Origin of the sequence: Pseudomonas juntendi (assembly GCF_009932375.1) — a bacterium.
Lineage (GTDB): Bacteria > Pseudomonadota > Gammaproteobacteria > Pseudomonadales > Pseudomonadaceae > Aquipseudomonas > Aquipseudomonas juntendi.
Map to the genome: position 1 here is coordinate 30,805 of NZ_BLJG01000020.1, position 15,369 is coordinate 46,173.

Below are 15,369 nucleotides of genomic sequence, written 5' to 3' on the forward strand. Positions count from 1 at the left end.
ACCGCCGGTCTGGAACAAGAAAAACTGATCATGAACCTTCGCTTTCTCGAAACCTTTGTCTGGGTCGCCCGCCTCAAGAGCTTCCGCCTGACCGCAGACAAGCTGTTCACCACCCAGGCCTCGGTCTCCAGCCGTATTGCCGCGCTGGAGGCCGACCTGGGCGTGAAGCTGCTGCTGCGCGACTCGCGCGGCGTCAGCCTGACCCCGGAAGGCGGCAAGGTGCTGGAATACGCCGAACGCATGCTGGACACCGCCAAGGCCATGAAGCAATCACTGGACAGCGACCGGGCCAAGGTCGGGCGAATTCGCATCGGGGTGATGGACACGGTCATCCACACCTGGATGAGTGCGCTGGTGGCGGAACTGACCGAGCGCTACCCACAGGTAGAAATCGAGCTGGTGGCGGACACTGCACTGAACCTGCGCGAACAACTGCAAAAGGGGTTTCTCGACGTGATCCTGCAGACCGACCTGCTGCGCGAGCAGTCGATCCGCAGCCTGGATCTGGCGCGCTACCCGATGGGGTGGGTGGTTGCCGCCGGCTCGCCCCAGCACCGCGCTTTCGGCTCGCTGGCCGAGCTCGGTCGGGAGCGGATCATCACCTTCTCGAAGAATTCACGGCCGCACCAGGAGGTGCTGAGCCTGCTGCAGGGTGCCGGGGCTGACGCACCGCGGCTGAACTGCGTGAACTCGGTGGCGGCCATTACCCGGCTGCTACGCGACGGCTTCGGCATCGGCGCGTTGCCACCGGCATTGGTGGATGCCGAGCTGGGCCGCGGCGAGCTGGTGTTGCTAGCCGGGCTGCAACCGCCGCCGAGCCTGGAGCTGGTGGTGGCCTGGCAGACCGGCGTTGCGCTGGTGGATGAGGTAGTCGGGCTGTGCCGACAGGTGCTGGAGGGGTATGCACGGGACATGGGTGGGCAGCGGATCGTGCTGGTTTCCTAGGGGTTGGTGTTGAGGACGCAGTGCCTGTGCTGGCGATCACCTTCAGCGCCAGCTCTCTTTCACCACCCGACGCCGCCCCCCGAGGATCACCCAGCCAAGCCCCAGCAACAGGCTTTCGACCAAGAACGCCAGCACGAACCCTGCGCCAACACCCCAGCCGATGGCCTCGGGCACCAGCAGAATCTGGTAGCTGTAGCCGTTGAGGGTTTCTGCACGCAGCTGCGGGTCGGCCTGCACCAGCACATGCCAGGTGCGTGCGACCCAAGGCCCTTGCAGGGCCTGCCACTCGTTCTCCAGCAACTGGTTGCGGATCATCAGGCTTTCGATGCTGTTGGCGTCACTGTTGAACACTGGGTCATCACTGCTGCGGTAGTGCCGTAGCAAGGCCTGCAGGTCGCCATTGAAAAAGCGCTCGGCCGTCTGCTTGAAGCCGTCCAGCGCCTCGCGCGACTCGTACAGGTGCGCCTCCACCCGCTGGCTGTAGTCTTTCACCAGCCCCGGCACCTGAATACCGGCCAACAGGCCGAAGGTGAACAGCAGCAACCGCAGGTAACTTCTGAACATGCAGCGTCCTTAGCTCTGGCCGTGCGCCACACATTCACCGTGCCGCCACAGGGCCCATTGACCCGGCTCGTAGCGCTGCCAGGTCTCGTTCTCGGTCAGGGCCTCGGTGGCAATCACCGTGACCACGTCGTTGGGGGTGGTTTGCGTATGGAAGTCGACGATCAGGTCGACATCCTTCAAGCGTGCCGCACCAAACGGCGCACGCCGGGTAATGTGCACCAGCTTGGTCGAACAGAAGCAGAACAGCCAGTCACCGTCGCTGAGCATGCAGTTGAACACGCCCTGCCCGCGGTAACCGGCACAGGCTTCGACCAGCACCGGCAACAGCTGTTCCACCGGCACCGGCTCGGGGAAGGCGCTGCGAATGCGGTTGAGCAGGTCGCAAAAGGCCGCCTCGCTGTCGGTATCGCCTACCGGCCGATAGAAACTGCCCAAGCCCTTGAAGGCGCCCAACTGGCCGTTGTGCGCAAAGCACCAGTTACGGCCCCACATTTCGCGCATGAACGGGTGGGTGTTGGCCAGGCAGACCTTGCCGACGTTGGCCTGGCGGATATGGCCAATGACCACTTCGCTCTTGATCGGGTAGCGCTGCACCAGGCTGGCTACCTCCGACTCGCTGCTGGCAGCCGGGTCCTGGAACAGGCGCAGGCCGCGCCCTTCATAGAAGCCGATGCCCCAGCCATCGCGGTGCGGGCCGGTGCGGCCACCGCGCTGCATCAGGCCGGTAAAGCTGAAGACAATGTCGGTAGGGACGTTGGCACTCATGCCCAACAGTTCGCACATGGCTGTGTCTCCGCTTACAGACGGGGCTCGACCCGGCCATTTCCCCGGGGTGCCGCAGGTGGCGGGAGGTCACGGTAACGGTCGCTGCGCTCGGCGGCCAAAGGGGCCTGGGCGCCGAGCCGGTCATCTTCGGCCTGCTCGCGCTGGGCCGCGGCCTCAGCCTGGGCCCGCCGCTCGCGGGCGCGCTTTTCCAGCGGCCAGCGCAGCAATACGAAGAGGGCATACAAGGCAAAGGCGATCATGCCGTACATGGCAAAATCGGAAACTGCGCGCCAGGCATTGTTGCCAACCTTGAACGCCACATCCAGGGTGGTGATGGCGATGGCCGGGGCGAAGCTGTCCTTGACCGGGTCAACCACGGTCGGCGTCAGCAACAGCACCGCCAGCACCACGCGCAGGGGCTCGCGCAACCAGCGCCACATCCAGCCGGTCAGTTTGAAGCCCACCAGCAGGCAGCCCAAAGCGGCAACCGCGTACAGGCCCCAGGCCAAGGTGTAGTCGTTCTCGATCATGGTGTTCGTGCAAGCCAGGCAAAGAGGTGCCTATGATAAACACTTTTCCGGGCGCACACAGTGTTTGCCTGCGCCGGCCGCTTCGCAGCCGGGCCCAGGCCACCCCAACCAAGAGATCCTCGATGCCGACCAAGCCCCAACCGCCGATTGCCCATGCCGACCAGGCCGCCGACCCGTATGCCTGGCTGCAACAGCGCGACACCCCCGAGGTGCTCGCCTACCTGCAGGCCGAAAACGCCTACCAGCAAGCCTGCCTGGCCGACCAAGAGCCCCTGCGCGAGCAATTGTTCGAAGAGATCAAGGGCCGCATCCAGGAGACCGACCTGTCGCTGCCTTCACCCTGGGGGCCGTATCTGTACTACACCCGCACCACTGCTGGCGACGAATATCCGCGCCACTACCGCTGCCCACGCCCGGCCGACGACAGCAACACCGTCGATGAAAGCCAGGAACAGCTGTTGCTCGACCCCAACGCACTGGCCAACGGCGGCTTCCTGTCGCTGGGCGCGTTCAGTGTCAGCCCCGACCACCGCCTGCTGGCCTACAGCCTGGATACCAGTGGCGACGAGGTCTACAGCCTGTACGTGAAAGACCTCGCCAGCGGCGCGATCACCGCCCTGCCCTTCGAAGACTGCGATGGCAGCATGACCTGGGCCAACGACAGCCAGACACTGTTCTTCGCCGAGCTGGACGACACCCACCGGCCATGGCGCCTGTGCCGCCATACGCTGGGCAGCCCCGGTGCCGAGCGCGTGTTCGAGGAGCCCGACGGGCGCTTCTTCCTGCATTGCTACCGCACCAGCTCCGAGCGCCAGCTGGTGCTGCTGCTGAACAGCAAGACCACCAGCGAAGCCTGGGTGCTGAACGCCGAAACCCCACAGGCGCCATTCATTTGCCTGGCGCCACGTGTCGAGGGCCATGAATACTTCCCCGACCACGGCCAGCTCGACGGCGCGTGGTGCTGGTTTATCCGCACCAACCAGGACGGCATCAACTTCGCCCTGTATTACGCCCCGGCTACCGAGGTACCGGGCCGCGAGCAATGGCAGGCACTGGTGCCGCACCGCGAGGCAGTCATGCTTGAAGGGCTGAGCCTGAATGCCGGCGCACTCATCCTGAGCCTGCGCGAAGGCGGCCTGCCGATCATCGAAGTGCGCCCGCAAGGTCTGGCGGCCTACCGTGTCGAGCTGCCGGATGCCGCCTACAGCCTGTACGTGCAAGACAGCCTGGAGTTCGCCAGCCCCCGCCTGCGCCTGCGCTACGAAGCACTCAACCGCCCGGCCCAGGTGCGCCAGCTGGAACTGGCCAGCGGCGCCCAGGTGGTGCTCAAGCAAACACCGGTACTGGGCGCCTTCGATGCCGACGACTATGTCAGCGAACGCTTGTGGGCGACTGCCGCCGACGGCACCCAGGTGCCGATCAGCCTGGTGCGTCGCCGCCAGGACCTGGGCCAGACCGTGCCGCTGTACCTGTACGGTTACGGCGCCTATGGCGAAAGCCTCGACCCGTGGTTCTCGCATGCACGCCTGAGCCTGCTGCAGCGCGGCGTGGCCTTCGCCATCGCCCATGTACGCGGTGGTGGCGAGCTGGGCGAAGCCTGGTACCGTGCCGGCAAGCAGGCGCACAAGCACAACACCTTCAGCGACTTCATCGCCTGTGCCGAACACCTGTTCGCCCAGGGCGTGACGGCGCCCGACCGGCTGGCCATCAGTGGTGGCAGTGCCGGTGGCCTGTTGATCGGCGCGGTGCTCAACCTGCGCCCCGAACTGTTCCGCTGTGCGGTCGCCGAAGTGCCGTTCGTCGACGTGCTCAACACCATGCTCGACCCCGATCTGCCGTTGACCGTGACCGAGTACGACGAGTGGGGCAACCCTGAGGAGCCGGAGGTGTACGCGCGGATCAAGGCATATGCGCCCTACGAGAACGTGAAGGCCCAGGCCTACCCGGCGATGCTGGTGGTGGCGGGCTACAACGACAGCCGCGTGCAGTACTGGGAGGCGGCCAAGTGGGTGGCGCGGCTGCGCACACGCAAGACCGATGACAACCTGCTGTTGCTCAAGACCGAGATGGGCGCCGGGCACGGCGGGATGAGCGGGCGGTATCAGGGGCTCAAGGATGTGGCGCTGGAATATGCGTTCGTGTTTGGCGAATTGGGTATTGCCTGAGATTGCCGGGGGCGCTTTGCGCCCCTTTCACGACACAAGGCCGCTCTCATAGAACAGTACATAACTTATTGATTTAGCGGGGTCTTTGTGGGAGCGGGCGTGCCCGCGATCACCGGCGTAGCCGGTGCCAGCCACCGCGCTGGATTCTTCGCGGGCACGCCCGCTCCCACACAGGCCGCGTCGCGGTTACGAATTGAGTTCTCTGCGCGACAGCGCAGCCCGTAGGGCTGTGTTATCTCCCACAGGGCACTGGCCCCCTGGTAAACCCAGCGCCAACGCACCGCTGCAGTCAGTCATCATCCTGCGCCGGCTTCGCCGGCTCCGGCCGCAACCCCGGCAAGGGTTGGTCCTTCGGCGGCCCGGGCACCGGCATCGGTGGCAGCAAAGGCGCACCCGGCTGGCTGTCGTAAGCCTTGGGCGGCGTGCTCGGGGTGATCTGCGGGTAAGGCGTGGGCGTTGGCGTACCCGGCGCACCGGGCACCGGGGTCGCCAGCCGGGGCGGCGTACTGGCGGCATCGGCCATGGGCAGGCCCGCCAGCCACAGCACGGCTAGGATCGCGCGCAACATCAGTAACCTCCTGTCGGGAACCTTCCTACAGGCTACGCCTAAATCAACGCTTTCGCCTGTCCGCCCGCCCTGCAAGCGCGCTAGACTCAATGGCATAACCGTCACCTGCCTGATCAGAACAAAGGAAACACCATGAGCGCCTCCTCTTCCGCTGCCGCCACCGCGCGCCTGGACCGCATTCTCGCCGACGCCAAGCGTGACAAGGAAATGGGCTACCGCGACAAGGCCCTGAGAATGTACCCGCACGTGTGCGGCCGCTGCGCCCGCGAGTTCGCCGGCAAGCGCCTGAGCGAGCTGACCGTGCACCACCGCGACCACAACCACGACAACAACCCCCAGGACGGCTCGAACTGGGAGCTGCTGTGCCTGTACTGCCACGACAACGAGCATTCGCGCTACACCGACCAGCAGTACTTCAGCGAAGGCTCCACCAGCACCCCGAGCATCGCCAAGGCCACGCACAACCCGTTTGCCGGCCTGGCTGGCTTGCTGAAGAAAGACTGACCATCGATTCGCCCCCCGCTGCTACCGGGCAGCCCGTATAATCGCGCTTTTTTTCGCGAAGGGCCCCGGTACGTGGCAAACAAACGATACAGCTGCATCGGCCTGTTCAACCCCAAGTCGCCGGAAAACGTCGGCTCGGTGATGCGCGCCGCGGGCTGCTACGGCGTCAACTCGGTGTTCTATACCGGCAAACGGTATGAGCGCGCCCGTGACTTCGTCACCGACACCAAGCGCGTGCACTACGACATCCCGCTGATCGGCATCGATGACCTGCAACGCATCATTCCGCTGGGCTGCACCCCGGTGGCGGTAGAGCTGGTGGACGGCGCCCGGCCCCTGCCGGAATACACCCACCCGGACCGCGCCATCTACATCTTCGGCCCAGAAGACGGGTCGCTGAGCGAAGAAGTGCGCGGTTGGTGTGAAGAGACCATCTACATCCCGACCGAGGGCTGCATGAACCTGGCGGCGACGGTGAATGTGGTGCTGTACGACCGCATGGCCAAGGGGCTGAATACCCGGTCGGGGCCCAAATTCAAGTAAAAAAAGCCGCCCTTGCAGAGCCTGTACCGGCTCACCGCCGGTACAGCCACCACAAAAGCGGCCAGGTGCCGAACTCCGTCAGAACAGCACCGGTCTTGCTCAGCTCACGAAGCGTTGATCCAGATGGTCTTCAGCTCCGTGTATTGGTCATGGGCCCAGATGGACTTGTCGCGCCCACCAAAGCCAGACTCCTTGTAGCCACCGAACGGCGTGGTCACGTCACCTTCGCCGAAGCAGTTGACCGTGACCACCCCGGCGCGGATTTCACGCGACAGGCGCAGCGCATTGCGCAGGCTGCCGGTGTAGGCCGAGGCGGCCAGGCCGTACACGGTGTCGTTGGCCAGCTCGATGGCTTCATCAATCGTTGCGAAGCTGGTCACGCTCAGCACCGGGCCAAAGATTTCCTCGACGAACAGCTTGCTGTCACGGCCAACGTTGTCAACGATGGTCGGCTGCACATACACGCCGTTCTCGGTTTCGCCGCCCTGAACGATGCTGAGTTTTTGCCCGGCAGCGTATTCCAGGTACGACTTGACCTTCTCGAAATGCGACTTGCTGACCATCGCGCCCAGGCGGTTGTCCGGGTCCAGCGGGTCGCCCAGCTTCCAGTCCTTCAAGTGCTTGGCGATCAGGCCCAGCAGTTCGTCTTTCACGTCCTTGTGCACGATCAGGCGCGAGGAGGCCGAGCAGTTCTCACCCATGTTCCAGAACGCACCGGCGGTGACGAACTGCGCCACTTCGTCGAGGTCTTCGCAGTCGTTCATGACCACGGCCGGGTTCTTGCCCCCCAGCTCCAGAACGATGCGCTTGAGGTTGGACTCGGCAGCATATTTCAGGAACAGGCGGCCGGTGTCGGTGGAGCCGGTGAAGCTGACCATCGGGATGTCCATGTGGCGGCCAATGGCCTCGCCCACTTCACGGCCACCACCGGGCACCAGGTTGAACACACCGGCCGGGATACCGGCTTCATGGGCCAGCTCGGCCACACGCAGGGCACTGAGGGTGGTTTCCTTGGCCGGCTTGACCACGATCGAGCAACCGGCGGCCAGCGACGGGGCGATCTTCCAGGCCAGCATCAGCAGCGGGAAGTTCCATGGCAGCACCAGGCCGACCACGCCAATGGCTTCACGCACCACCATGGTCACGGCAGCGTTGCCGGTCGGGGCGGTGGCGTCGTAGATCTTGTCGATTAGCTCGGCGTGCCAGCGGATAGTGTGGATGGTCTCCGGCACGTCGACGGTCTGGCATTCACTGACCGGCTTGCCGCTGTCCAGCGCTTCCAGCACTGCCAGTTCGTGGGCGTTGTCTTCCAGCAACTGGGCGAACTTCTGCAGCACGTGCTTGCGGTCGTTCGGCTGCATCTTCGACCAGGTGCCTGCCTCGAACACCCGCTTGGCCGCCGCCACGGCGACGTTCACGTCGTTGACGTCGCAGGCGGCGACTTCGGCCAGCTGCTTGCCGGTGGCCGGGTTGGTGGTGACGAAGGTGCGGCCAGAGATTGCATCGCGGAACTCACCGTCGATGAACGCCTGGGTGCGCAGTTGCAGGTCGGCGGCGATGGCCGCGTATTGTTCCTTGCTCAGCAATTCAGCCATTTTTTCCAGCCTCCTTATTTGATCTGGGCGATGGTGGCCTTGAGTTCGGTGACCACACGCTGAAGTTCGGCCTTCTCGGCGTCATCCAGGTCGTACAGCGGCTTGCGCACACCACCGGTCTTCAGGCCGTTGAGGGCAACGCCGTGCTTGATCGCCTGGACGAACTTGCCACCTTCGAGGAAGTCCATCAGCGGCATCATGGCGCTCATGATCTTGCGGCCTTTGTCGAAGTTCTTTTCGATCACGCAGGCCTCGTACAGGGCCACGTGCTCGCGCGGGATGAAGTTGGAGCCGGCGCAGACCCAGCTCTGAGCGCCCCAGGCGAAGAACTCCAGGGCCTGATCGTCCCAGCCGCAGGACAACTGGATGTTCGGGCGATGGATGGCCAGGCGGTGCAGCTGGGCCATGTCGCCGGAGCTTTCCTTGATGGCGACGATGTTCTTCACGTCGGCCACGGCGTCGAAAAACGCCTCGCCCATGCTCACGCTCATGCGGCCTGGGTAGTTGTAGAGCATGATCGGCAGGCCGGCGGCAGCGTCCACGGCTTTGACGTGCAGGGCGATTTCCTGCTGGGTCGGCAGCGCGTACGGCGGGGTACCGACCAGCAGCGCATCGGCCTTGATTTCCCTGGCATGCTGGGCGAAGGCCACGGCGTCTTCGGTGCGGATGCCACCGGTGCCAACGATCAGCGGCAGGCGGCCGTTGAGCACGTCCTTGGCCTGGGCGGCCAACTCGACACGCTCCTGGGCGGTGTGGGCGTAGTACTCACCGGTGGAGCCACCAATGATGACGCCGTGGATCTTCGCTTCGACCAGGTATTCGAGGACCTCGGCGAACGCCGCCTTGTCGATCGAGCCGTCCGCAGCCAGCGGGGTGATTGCCGGGGTGTAGATGCCTTCGAATTTCACGGTAGATTCTCCAGTGCGTTGCTCAGTGTTTTGAAGGCCGCAGCACACGTGGCTGCGGCGGGTCATACGCATTCAGCTCAGCGAAGCCGCTTGTTGCAGGTTGAGCGAGCGGGTTTCCGGGGCCAGCGCGACGGAAATCGCCAGGCCGATGAATGTCACCGCTGCAGCGGCGTACATGGTCGCGCCGATGCCATAGCTGTCCAGGGCGATGGGCACCAGCCAGGTGCCGATCGCGGCGCCAACGCGCGACAGCGAGGTGCCCACGCCCACCGCGCCTGCGCGGATCTCGGTGGGGAACAGTTCGTTGGGGTAGACCAGTTGCAGCACCTGGGCGCCGCCGATGAACAGCGCGTAGGCGCCGAACAGCGCCAGGATGAGCATCTCGCTGGCGTTGCTGAAGGCGCCGAGCCCGAGCAGCGCCAGCCCCGACCAGAAGAAGCTGTGCAGCAGCGTGGTGCGCCGGCCAATGGTATTCAGCAGGCGGGTACCGATAATGCAGCCGACCACGAACAGGCAGGTGATCGCCACCGAACCAATGGCGGCCCAGTCCCCTTTCAGGTTCAGTGCGCCCAGCACCTTGGGCGCGAAGGCATACACGGCGAACACCGGGATCACCGAGCACGTCCAGAACAGGCTGACGAACAACATGCGCTTGCCGTAACCGGAGTGCAGCAGGCTGAGGAACGACAGCTTGCGGGTCTTGGGCTCTTCCGGCAGGTTGTTCAGCGAGAAGCCAGGGCCGTACACACGCTTGATCACCTGCTCGGCTTCGGCCGAACGCCCCTTGCTGATCAGCCAGCGTGGCGATTCCGGGGTACCCAGGCGCAGGGCAAACAGCAGTGCACCGATCACCGCGGCACTGGCCAGCACCAGCCGCCAGGCATCTTCACCGCCGTGGCGCAGAATGGCCTCACCGACCATGTAGGCGGTGGCCGCACCGGCGAACCACAGCACGGTCAGGGTGGCCAGGCGCGGCCCGCGGTTTTTCTTCGGCAGGAACTCCACCAGCAACGAGGTGGCCACCGGGTATTCAATGCCCACGGCAATGCCGATGGCAAACCGCAGCAGGAACAACGCCAGGGCCGACTCCACCCAGAACTGCGCCAGCGAGGCCAGGATGAACAGGGTCGGGCCGACGAAGAACACCCTTTTGCGGCCAAAGTGGTCGGTGAGCCAGCCGCCGAAGAAACCACCGAAGAAAATGCCGATCAGCGCCGATGCGGCAATCATGCCTTGCCAGAAACTGCTCAGGCTCAAGCCTGCAGACATCTGCACCATGGCCACGCCAATGATGCTCAGTACATAGCCGTCAACGAACGAGCCGCCGCCGGAACGCAAAGTCAGCAACTGGTGAAAGTTGTTGATCGGTACTTCTTCAATCGAAACATTCGGACTTGTCATTATTGTTCCTACCATTTCTGCTTACTACGTGTTTTCAAGGCGAACGCGCCCGCGAAACTGAAAAGACTGTTCAGCCCCGGGGACCCGGTAATAACCACCGGTGGTCAATTTCGGGCCGAGCGAGCCCGTGCCGGCTAACTGGATGCCGACCTGTCTGTGCTATGCCTGATGCCTGTCAGCGATCAGCTTTCTTTGCCAGCGCGGAACTGCCCCCACATCAAGTTGGCGTTCAAACCCAACGAAACCAGGGGTTGCGGCGGGTTCGCGGAAGGCCCGGGGGCATTTAGCAAAAACTCGATAAGTTCGTTCTTGTCGCCCGCCAGCCAGTCAGCCAGCAACTTGCCGGTGACCGTGCCACGGGTAACGCCGAGGCCGTTGCAGCACAGTGCGCCGACTACATTGGGCGCCAACTTGCCGAAAAACCCCATGTGGTTGCGCGACAGCGCCAGGGCACCGCCCCAGGTGTACTCGAAGCCCACCCCGGGCAACATTGGAAAGCGCCGGGCGAACGATTCACGGTGGCGCTCGGCAAAGCGCTGCAGGAACTTGCGGTTGCTGCGCCCGTCGGGGTTGTAGCTGAAGCTGTTGCGGATCAGCAGGCGGTTGTCGACGGTACGGCGCATGGTGGTGCCGAACGGGTCGGCAGGGATCACGCCCCAGTAGGGGTTGCCCCCCAGCCGCGCCTGCTCTTCAGCGGTCAGTGGGCGGGTGATGCTGCCGTAGGTGAACACCGGCAGCATGCGGCCCTTGAGGAAGCCGAAACTCATGCCGAAGGCATTGGTGGTCAGCACCAGCTTGTCGGCTGTGATCGAGCCCTTGGCGTGGCGCAGCACTACCTTGTCGCCATACTCCACATCGGTGATGGGCGTGTGCTCGTATAGCGAAACATTGCTCGGCAAGCTGTCGGCCAGGCCCTTGACCAGGGCCGAGGGCTGCAGCAAGGCAGTGCCCGGGGTGAACAGGCCCTTGCGGTAGAAATGCGTGCCAATGTGCCCGGGCAGGTCACGGCCCTCGATCACCTCGTAAGGCTGGCCCAGCTTGTCCAGGCCTCGGCGGTAGGCGTCCAGCACGGCAATACCGCGGTCCTCGACGGCCGCCTGGTACTTGCCGCAGTGGCGGAACTGGCACTCGATGGCGTAGCGCTCGATCAGCTCCTTGAGGTACGACTGCCCGCCCAGGTTGAGCTTGAGCACGGTTTTGGCGATATCGATGTCGCCAATGTAGTCCTCGGCCCCGATGTCGTGCGGCAGGTCGATGGCAAAACCGGCGTTACGCCCGGAGGTGCCGAAGCCGACCTCCTGGGCTTCGACCAACACCACTTCGTCATGCGGAAAGTTCGTTGCCAGTTGGCGCGCAGCAGCCAGGCCGGTGAAACCGGCGCCGACGATCACCCAGCGGGCCTGGGTGTTGCCGCTGTGGGCCGGCCTTGGCGTGCGGGGCTGGCTCAGGTGATACCAGCCACAGGTGGCATCATCGGCAGGTAACGAACTTATTCTTGTCATTGGGCTAACCTGGTGCTTGTTGTCGTCGAGCGGTCAGCCAGCGCCGGCCTGACCGGGTCATTCATATCTGTATGGGTACATCCAGCCCTTGTGGTGCGGCGTATTCAGCCATGCGCCGGCGCGACAGCTCGAAGTGCTCACGCACCAGTTGCCCAGCCGTTTGCGGGTCACGGCGCTCGATCGCATCAATCATCTGGTCGTGCTGCGCGCAAGCGGTTTCCAGGTCACGTTGCATGTCATCGGTGGTCGGGTGGCGATAGAAGATCTTGCCCAGCCGGGTGTGGTCGATCAGCAAGCGACGCAGGCTCGGCAGCAGGTAGTCGTTGTGCGCCATCTTGCCGATTTCCAGGTGGAAGGCGTCGTTGTAAAGCACGCGGTTTTCCACATCACGGTCTTCGATCGCCTGGCGGAACTGGGCCTGGATGGCCTTGAGCGCGTCGATTTCATCGGCACTGGCATAGGTGGCGGCCAGCTGCGTGGTTGCAATGTAGATCAGCGGTGCGGCAACGAAAAAACTGTGCAGCGACTCGTGGTTCATGGCCGCCACCCGTGGTGCGCGGTTGGCTTCCAGTTCGATGTAGCCCTCGGCGGCGATCTGGCGCAGCAGTTCACGCACGGGTGGCCGCGACAGGCCGAATTCGTCGCACAGGGCCAGTTCGTCCACTACTGCCCCCGGGGCCAGTTCCATGCTCAGGATCCGGCGGCGCAGCGCCTCGGCCAACACCGCCTTGCGGTCCGGTGGCACTTGCGCTTCGAGGGGTTGAACGGTGGCTTTCATGGCGGCCTTCTTTGTGGTCATGGCGCTGTGTCTACTATTTGTATAACGACTATAGGGCACTGTTAGACAATGTGTCTACAGCATTTCAGATAAACGGCTGAATCTGTCTGAGCCTTTGTTTTCAAGGCCTCCAGCGGTTTCGACAGCGGTGATTAAACACCCTTGAAGCTGCATTGCCAAACCGGACAGGGTATTCGCCATATACGACACAGCCAGCTGCTTTTCACCGTTTCAACCCCACCCAGGGCTCGCCGCCGAGCGATGCAACTGAACGCTGGCGTTGCCGTGCAGGTCAGCTGCTTACATTCCACAAGGAGGGTTTGCCATGCTCGATAGCCATTCCGCTGCGTCGTCGCAGCACAATGTTCATGGCCTGGAACGTGCCAGCTCGCTGGCCGGTGGTGCGCTGATGTTCAGCAAAGGGCTGCGCCGTGGCGGCTTGGTTGGCTTGCTGCAGATGGCGGTGGGCGGCCTGGCCGTGGCGCGTGGGGTCAGCGGGCACTGCGCCACCAAGGCCTGGTGGCAGCGGCACCGGCAGGAGTATCAGCGATTGCGGTCGGATATCGAGCGTAGCGCGGCGGACCTGGAGGCGTTGAAGGCCAGCGCCGAGGCGGCGACGCGCGGGGTGACGGTGACCGGGAAGGATCCGTTGGCTGGCGGTTGATTGATGCATTGCCTGTGCCGGCCTCTTCGCGGGCTTGCCCGCTCCCACAGGCGTTGAGACTGCGCTGTACCTGTAGGAGCGGGCAAGCCCGCGAAGAGGCCCTGATGGCGTACGACTTTTCATCAACCCGAGCCCAAAGCTTCAATCGGCGCTGCTTGGGAATTATCCTACGAGCCGCGTGGAAGCTGCTCTGTTGTAGGGGAAATGCCCCAGGGCTAATGTCGTTGGGTCGCCAGTACTGGCGACTGGGTGTGAGAACCCAACGATATAGTGCTTCCGTCATGGCAGCCGTGCGCGGGCAGACCCAGGTCTGGCTGCGTTCCTATATCCGCGGTTTCTCACCTCGCGTACGGTTGCCGCCCCATCCGTGAGAAAGATGCAGGCCTGCCTGGCTCGGAAAAGCGCCCACGGCGCAGCAGATGGGATTCGGCTAACGGCATTGTGATCTTCCTTGAAGTTGAACCTCCCTTTGAAAGTAGTGGCTGAAGCGGGGTGACCGGGTGGTTGGTGGTTTCCGGATATAACTGAAGCATGTGCTTGGCTGTACCGGCCCTTTCGCGGGCACGCCCGCTCCTACAGGTACAGCGCAAGTCTCAGGGCCTGCGCTGGACCTGTGGAGCGGGCAAGCCCGCGAAGAGGCCCTGATGGCGTACGACTTTTCATCAACCTGAGCCCAAAGCTTCAATCGGCGCTGCTTGGGAATTATCCTACGAGCCGCGTGGAAGCTGCTCTGTTGTAGGGGAAATGCCCCAGGGCTAACGTCGTAGGGTCGCCATTCATGGTGATCGGGTGTGAGAACCCGAACGATGTTGAACGGACTTCCAGTCATGGCAGCCTACGTGGGCAGGCTTCGGCCTGGCCGGGTTCAATGTCCTCGGTTTCTCACCCCGCGTACGGCTGCCACCCCTTGTCCGTGAGAAAGACGAGTTGGTGGTCCAATTAACGACATTGGATTCCAACCATGACCAAGCACGACCTTGATTCTACCCATCCGAGCTACAGCAGCACTGTCGGTAAAGAAACCTGCATGGAGCTTTTCCGCGTACAGGCCAACATCCCCTTCAATCATGCTTTCTCCGAACTCTCCGTCATGCTCGGCTGTATCAATCACCTGACAACCGAAGCCGAGATGGAAAATGATCGGCTGGCAGGTAGTGCAGCAAGAATTCTCAGTGGCTTTGCCAAAGCCCTCATTGATGACATTGAGCTTGGCCTCAACAAGGCCTCAGTTCAGGTCTGACCTGTACCGGCCCTTTCGCGGGCACGCCCGCTCCCACAGGTACAGCGAAGTCTCAGGGCCTGCGCTGTACCTGTGGGAGCGGGCGAGCCCGCGAAGGCCCCAGCACCGATTCAAAGCCATACCGCATCCCAGTGTGGATAATCCCTGACACTCCGGACCAAGCCTGCCCTCAAGGGATTGGCAACGATGTACCGGGCCACATGCACCACATTCTCTTCCCGCCGCAGTGCATGGTCGTGATACCCCGGTTGCCATATCGGCTTGTGCCTGACACCTGCCTTGCGCAAGGCAATGGCTGCGCGTGATTTGAACTTGCGCATCAGTGTCGCCAATGCCACTTCCTTCAGTTCGATCAACCAATGCAGATGGTCCGGCATCACTACCCAGGCCAATGACCGGCAGTCCTGAATATCATTTGAGATCCGCAGATGTTTGACCACCAGCCGGGCATGGTGAAAGTCGAGGAAAAGTGACTTTCGCTGTTGCGTGATGGTGGTCAGCATGTAGAGCCTGCCTGGCTCGGAAAAGCGCCCACGGCGCAGCAGATGGGATTCGGCTAACGGCATTGTGATCTTCCTTGAAATTGAACCTCCCTTTGAAAGTAGTGGCTGAAGCGGGGTGGCCGGGTGGTTGGTGGTTTCCGGATATGACTGAAGCATGTGCTTGGCTGTGCCGGCCCTTTTGCGGGCTTGCCCGC

The 15,369-nt window shown here is 63.3% G+C and carries 16 protein-coding genes; 6 read left to right on the forward strand and 10 right to left on the reverse strand.

Annotated features, from left to right (window positions below; genetic code table 11):
* Positions 1–30 precede the first annotated feature (30 nt).
* Positions 31–945, forward strand: a complete 915-nt coding sequence (locus GYA94_RS03195) for a LysR family transcriptional regulator (protein ID WP_161891773.1) — start codon at positions 31–33, stop codon at positions 943–945.
* Positions 946–987: 42 nt separating this feature from the next.
* Here GYA94_RS03195 and GYA94_RS03200 read toward each other — a convergent pair whose 3' ends face one another.
* Genes GYA94_RS03200 through GYA94_RS03210 form a run of 3 tightly spaced genes read right to left on the reverse strand, consistent with a single transcriptional unit; the run spans position 988 to position 2,804 of the window.
* A complete protein-coding gene (locus GYA94_RS03200; RefSeq protein ID WP_161891774.1) occupies positions 988–1,509 on the reverse strand; it encodes a DUF2937 family protein in 522 nt (173 codons plus the stop codon).
* 9 nt (positions 1,510–1,518) lie between these two features.
* Positions 1,519–2,292 carry a class II glutamine amidotransferase gene (locus GYA94_RS03205; RefSeq protein WP_009686794.1) on the reverse strand — a complete coding sequence of 258 codons (774 nt, stop codon included), beginning with the start codon at positions 2,290–2,292 and terminating at the stop codon, positions 1,519–1,521.
* Between the two features lie 14 nt (positions 2,293–2,306).
* On the reverse strand, positions 2,307–2,804 hold the full coding sequence (locus tag GYA94_RS03210; RefSeq protein WP_009686795.1) for a hypothetical protein: 498 nt from the start codon (positions 2,802–2,804) through the stop codon (positions 2,307–2,309).
* 122 nt (positions 2,805–2,926) lie between these two features.
* On the opposite strand from GYA94_RS03210, the gene GYA94_RS03215 reads away from it, so the two are divergent.
* Positions 2,927–4,969, forward strand: coding sequence for a S9 family peptidase (locus GYA94_RS03215; protein ID WP_161891775.1), 2,043 nt, complete (start codon positions 2,927–2,929; stop codon positions 4,967–4,969).
* A 289-nt stretch (positions 4,970–5,258) separates the two neighbouring features.
* Here the strand turns inward: GYA94_RS03215 and GYA94_RS03220 are convergent, their stop codons facing one another.
* Complete coding sequence (locus GYA94_RS03220; protein WP_009686797.1) at positions 5,259–5,537, reverse strand: hypothetical protein; 279 nt, start codon at positions 5,535–5,537, stop codon at positions 5,259–5,261.
* Positions 5,538–5,669: 132 nt separating this feature from the next.
* Between GYA94_RS03220 and GYA94_RS03225 the strand changes: the two genes are divergently transcribed.
* Both GYA94_RS03225 and GYA94_RS03230 read left to right on the forward strand, forming a co-directional pair.
* Entirely contained in the window at positions 5,670–6,041 is a 372-nt protein-coding gene (locus tag GYA94_RS03225; RefSeq protein ID WP_009686798.1) for a YajD family HNH nuclease, read from the forward strand.
* Positions 6,042–6,113: 72 nt separating this feature from the next.
* Positions 6,114–6,584, forward strand: coding sequence for an RNA methyltransferase (locus tag GYA94_RS03230; RefSeq protein WP_009686799.1), 471 nt, complete (start codon positions 6,114–6,116; stop codon positions 6,582–6,584).
* A gap of 104 nt (positions 6,585–6,688) precedes the next feature.
* Here GYA94_RS03230 and GYA94_RS03235 read toward each other — a convergent pair whose 3' ends face one another.
* From GYA94_RS03235 to GYA94_RS03255, 5 genes are all read right to left on the reverse strand, one after another.
* Entirely contained in the window at positions 6,689–8,179 is a 1,491-nt protein-coding gene (locus tag GYA94_RS03235) for an aldehyde dehydrogenase (protein ID WP_110677831.1), read from the reverse strand.
* A gap of 14 nt (positions 8,180–8,193) precedes the next feature.
* The gene (locus GYA94_RS03240; RefSeq protein ID WP_161891776.1) at positions 8,194–9,087 is read right to left on the reverse strand and encodes a dihydrodipicolinate synthase family protein; all 894 of its coding nucleotides are present in this window, start codon (positions 9,085–9,087) and stop codon (positions 8,194–8,196) included.
* A 72-nt stretch (positions 9,088–9,159) separates the two neighbouring features.
* The gene (locus tag GYA94_RS03245; protein WP_054913772.1) at positions 9,160–10,488 is read right to left on the reverse strand and encodes an MFS transporter; all 1,329 of its coding nucleotides are present in this window, start codon (positions 10,486–10,488) and stop codon (positions 9,160–9,162) included.
* Between the two features lie 182 nt (positions 10,489–10,670).
* Entirely contained in the window at positions 10,671–11,990 is a 1,320-nt protein-coding gene (locus GYA94_RS03250) for an NAD(P)/FAD-dependent oxidoreductase (protein ID WP_110677837.1), read from the reverse strand.
* A 61-nt stretch (positions 11,991–12,051) separates the two neighbouring features.
* Positions 12,052–12,768 carry a GntR family transcriptional regulator gene (locus GYA94_RS03255; RefSeq protein ID WP_054913774.1) on the reverse strand — a complete coding sequence of 239 codons (717 nt, stop codon included), beginning with the start codon at positions 12,766–12,768 and terminating at the stop codon, positions 12,052–12,054.
* Positions 12,769–13,093: 325 nt separating this feature from the next.
* On the opposite strand from GYA94_RS03255, the gene GYA94_RS03260 reads away from it, so the two are divergent.
* Complete coding sequence (locus GYA94_RS03260) at positions 13,094–13,432, forward strand: YgaP-like transmembrane domain (protein ID WP_009686802.1); 339 nt, start codon at positions 13,094–13,096, stop codon at positions 13,430–13,432.
* A gap of 961 nt (positions 13,433–14,393) precedes the next feature.
* The gene (locus tag GYA94_RS03265) at positions 14,394–14,672 is read left to right on the forward strand and encodes a DUF3077 domain-containing protein (protein WP_236185716.1); all 279 of its coding nucleotides are present in this window, start codon (positions 14,394–14,396) and stop codon (positions 14,670–14,672) included.
* Between the two features lie 110 nt (positions 14,673–14,782).
* Here GYA94_RS03265 and GYA94_RS03270 read toward each other — a convergent pair whose 3' ends face one another.
* A complete protein-coding gene (locus GYA94_RS03270; RefSeq protein ID WP_110679976.1) occupies positions 14,783–15,238 on the reverse strand; it encodes an REP-associated tyrosine transposase in 456 nt (151 codons plus the stop codon).
* Positions 15,239–15,369 lie beyond the last annotated feature (131 nt).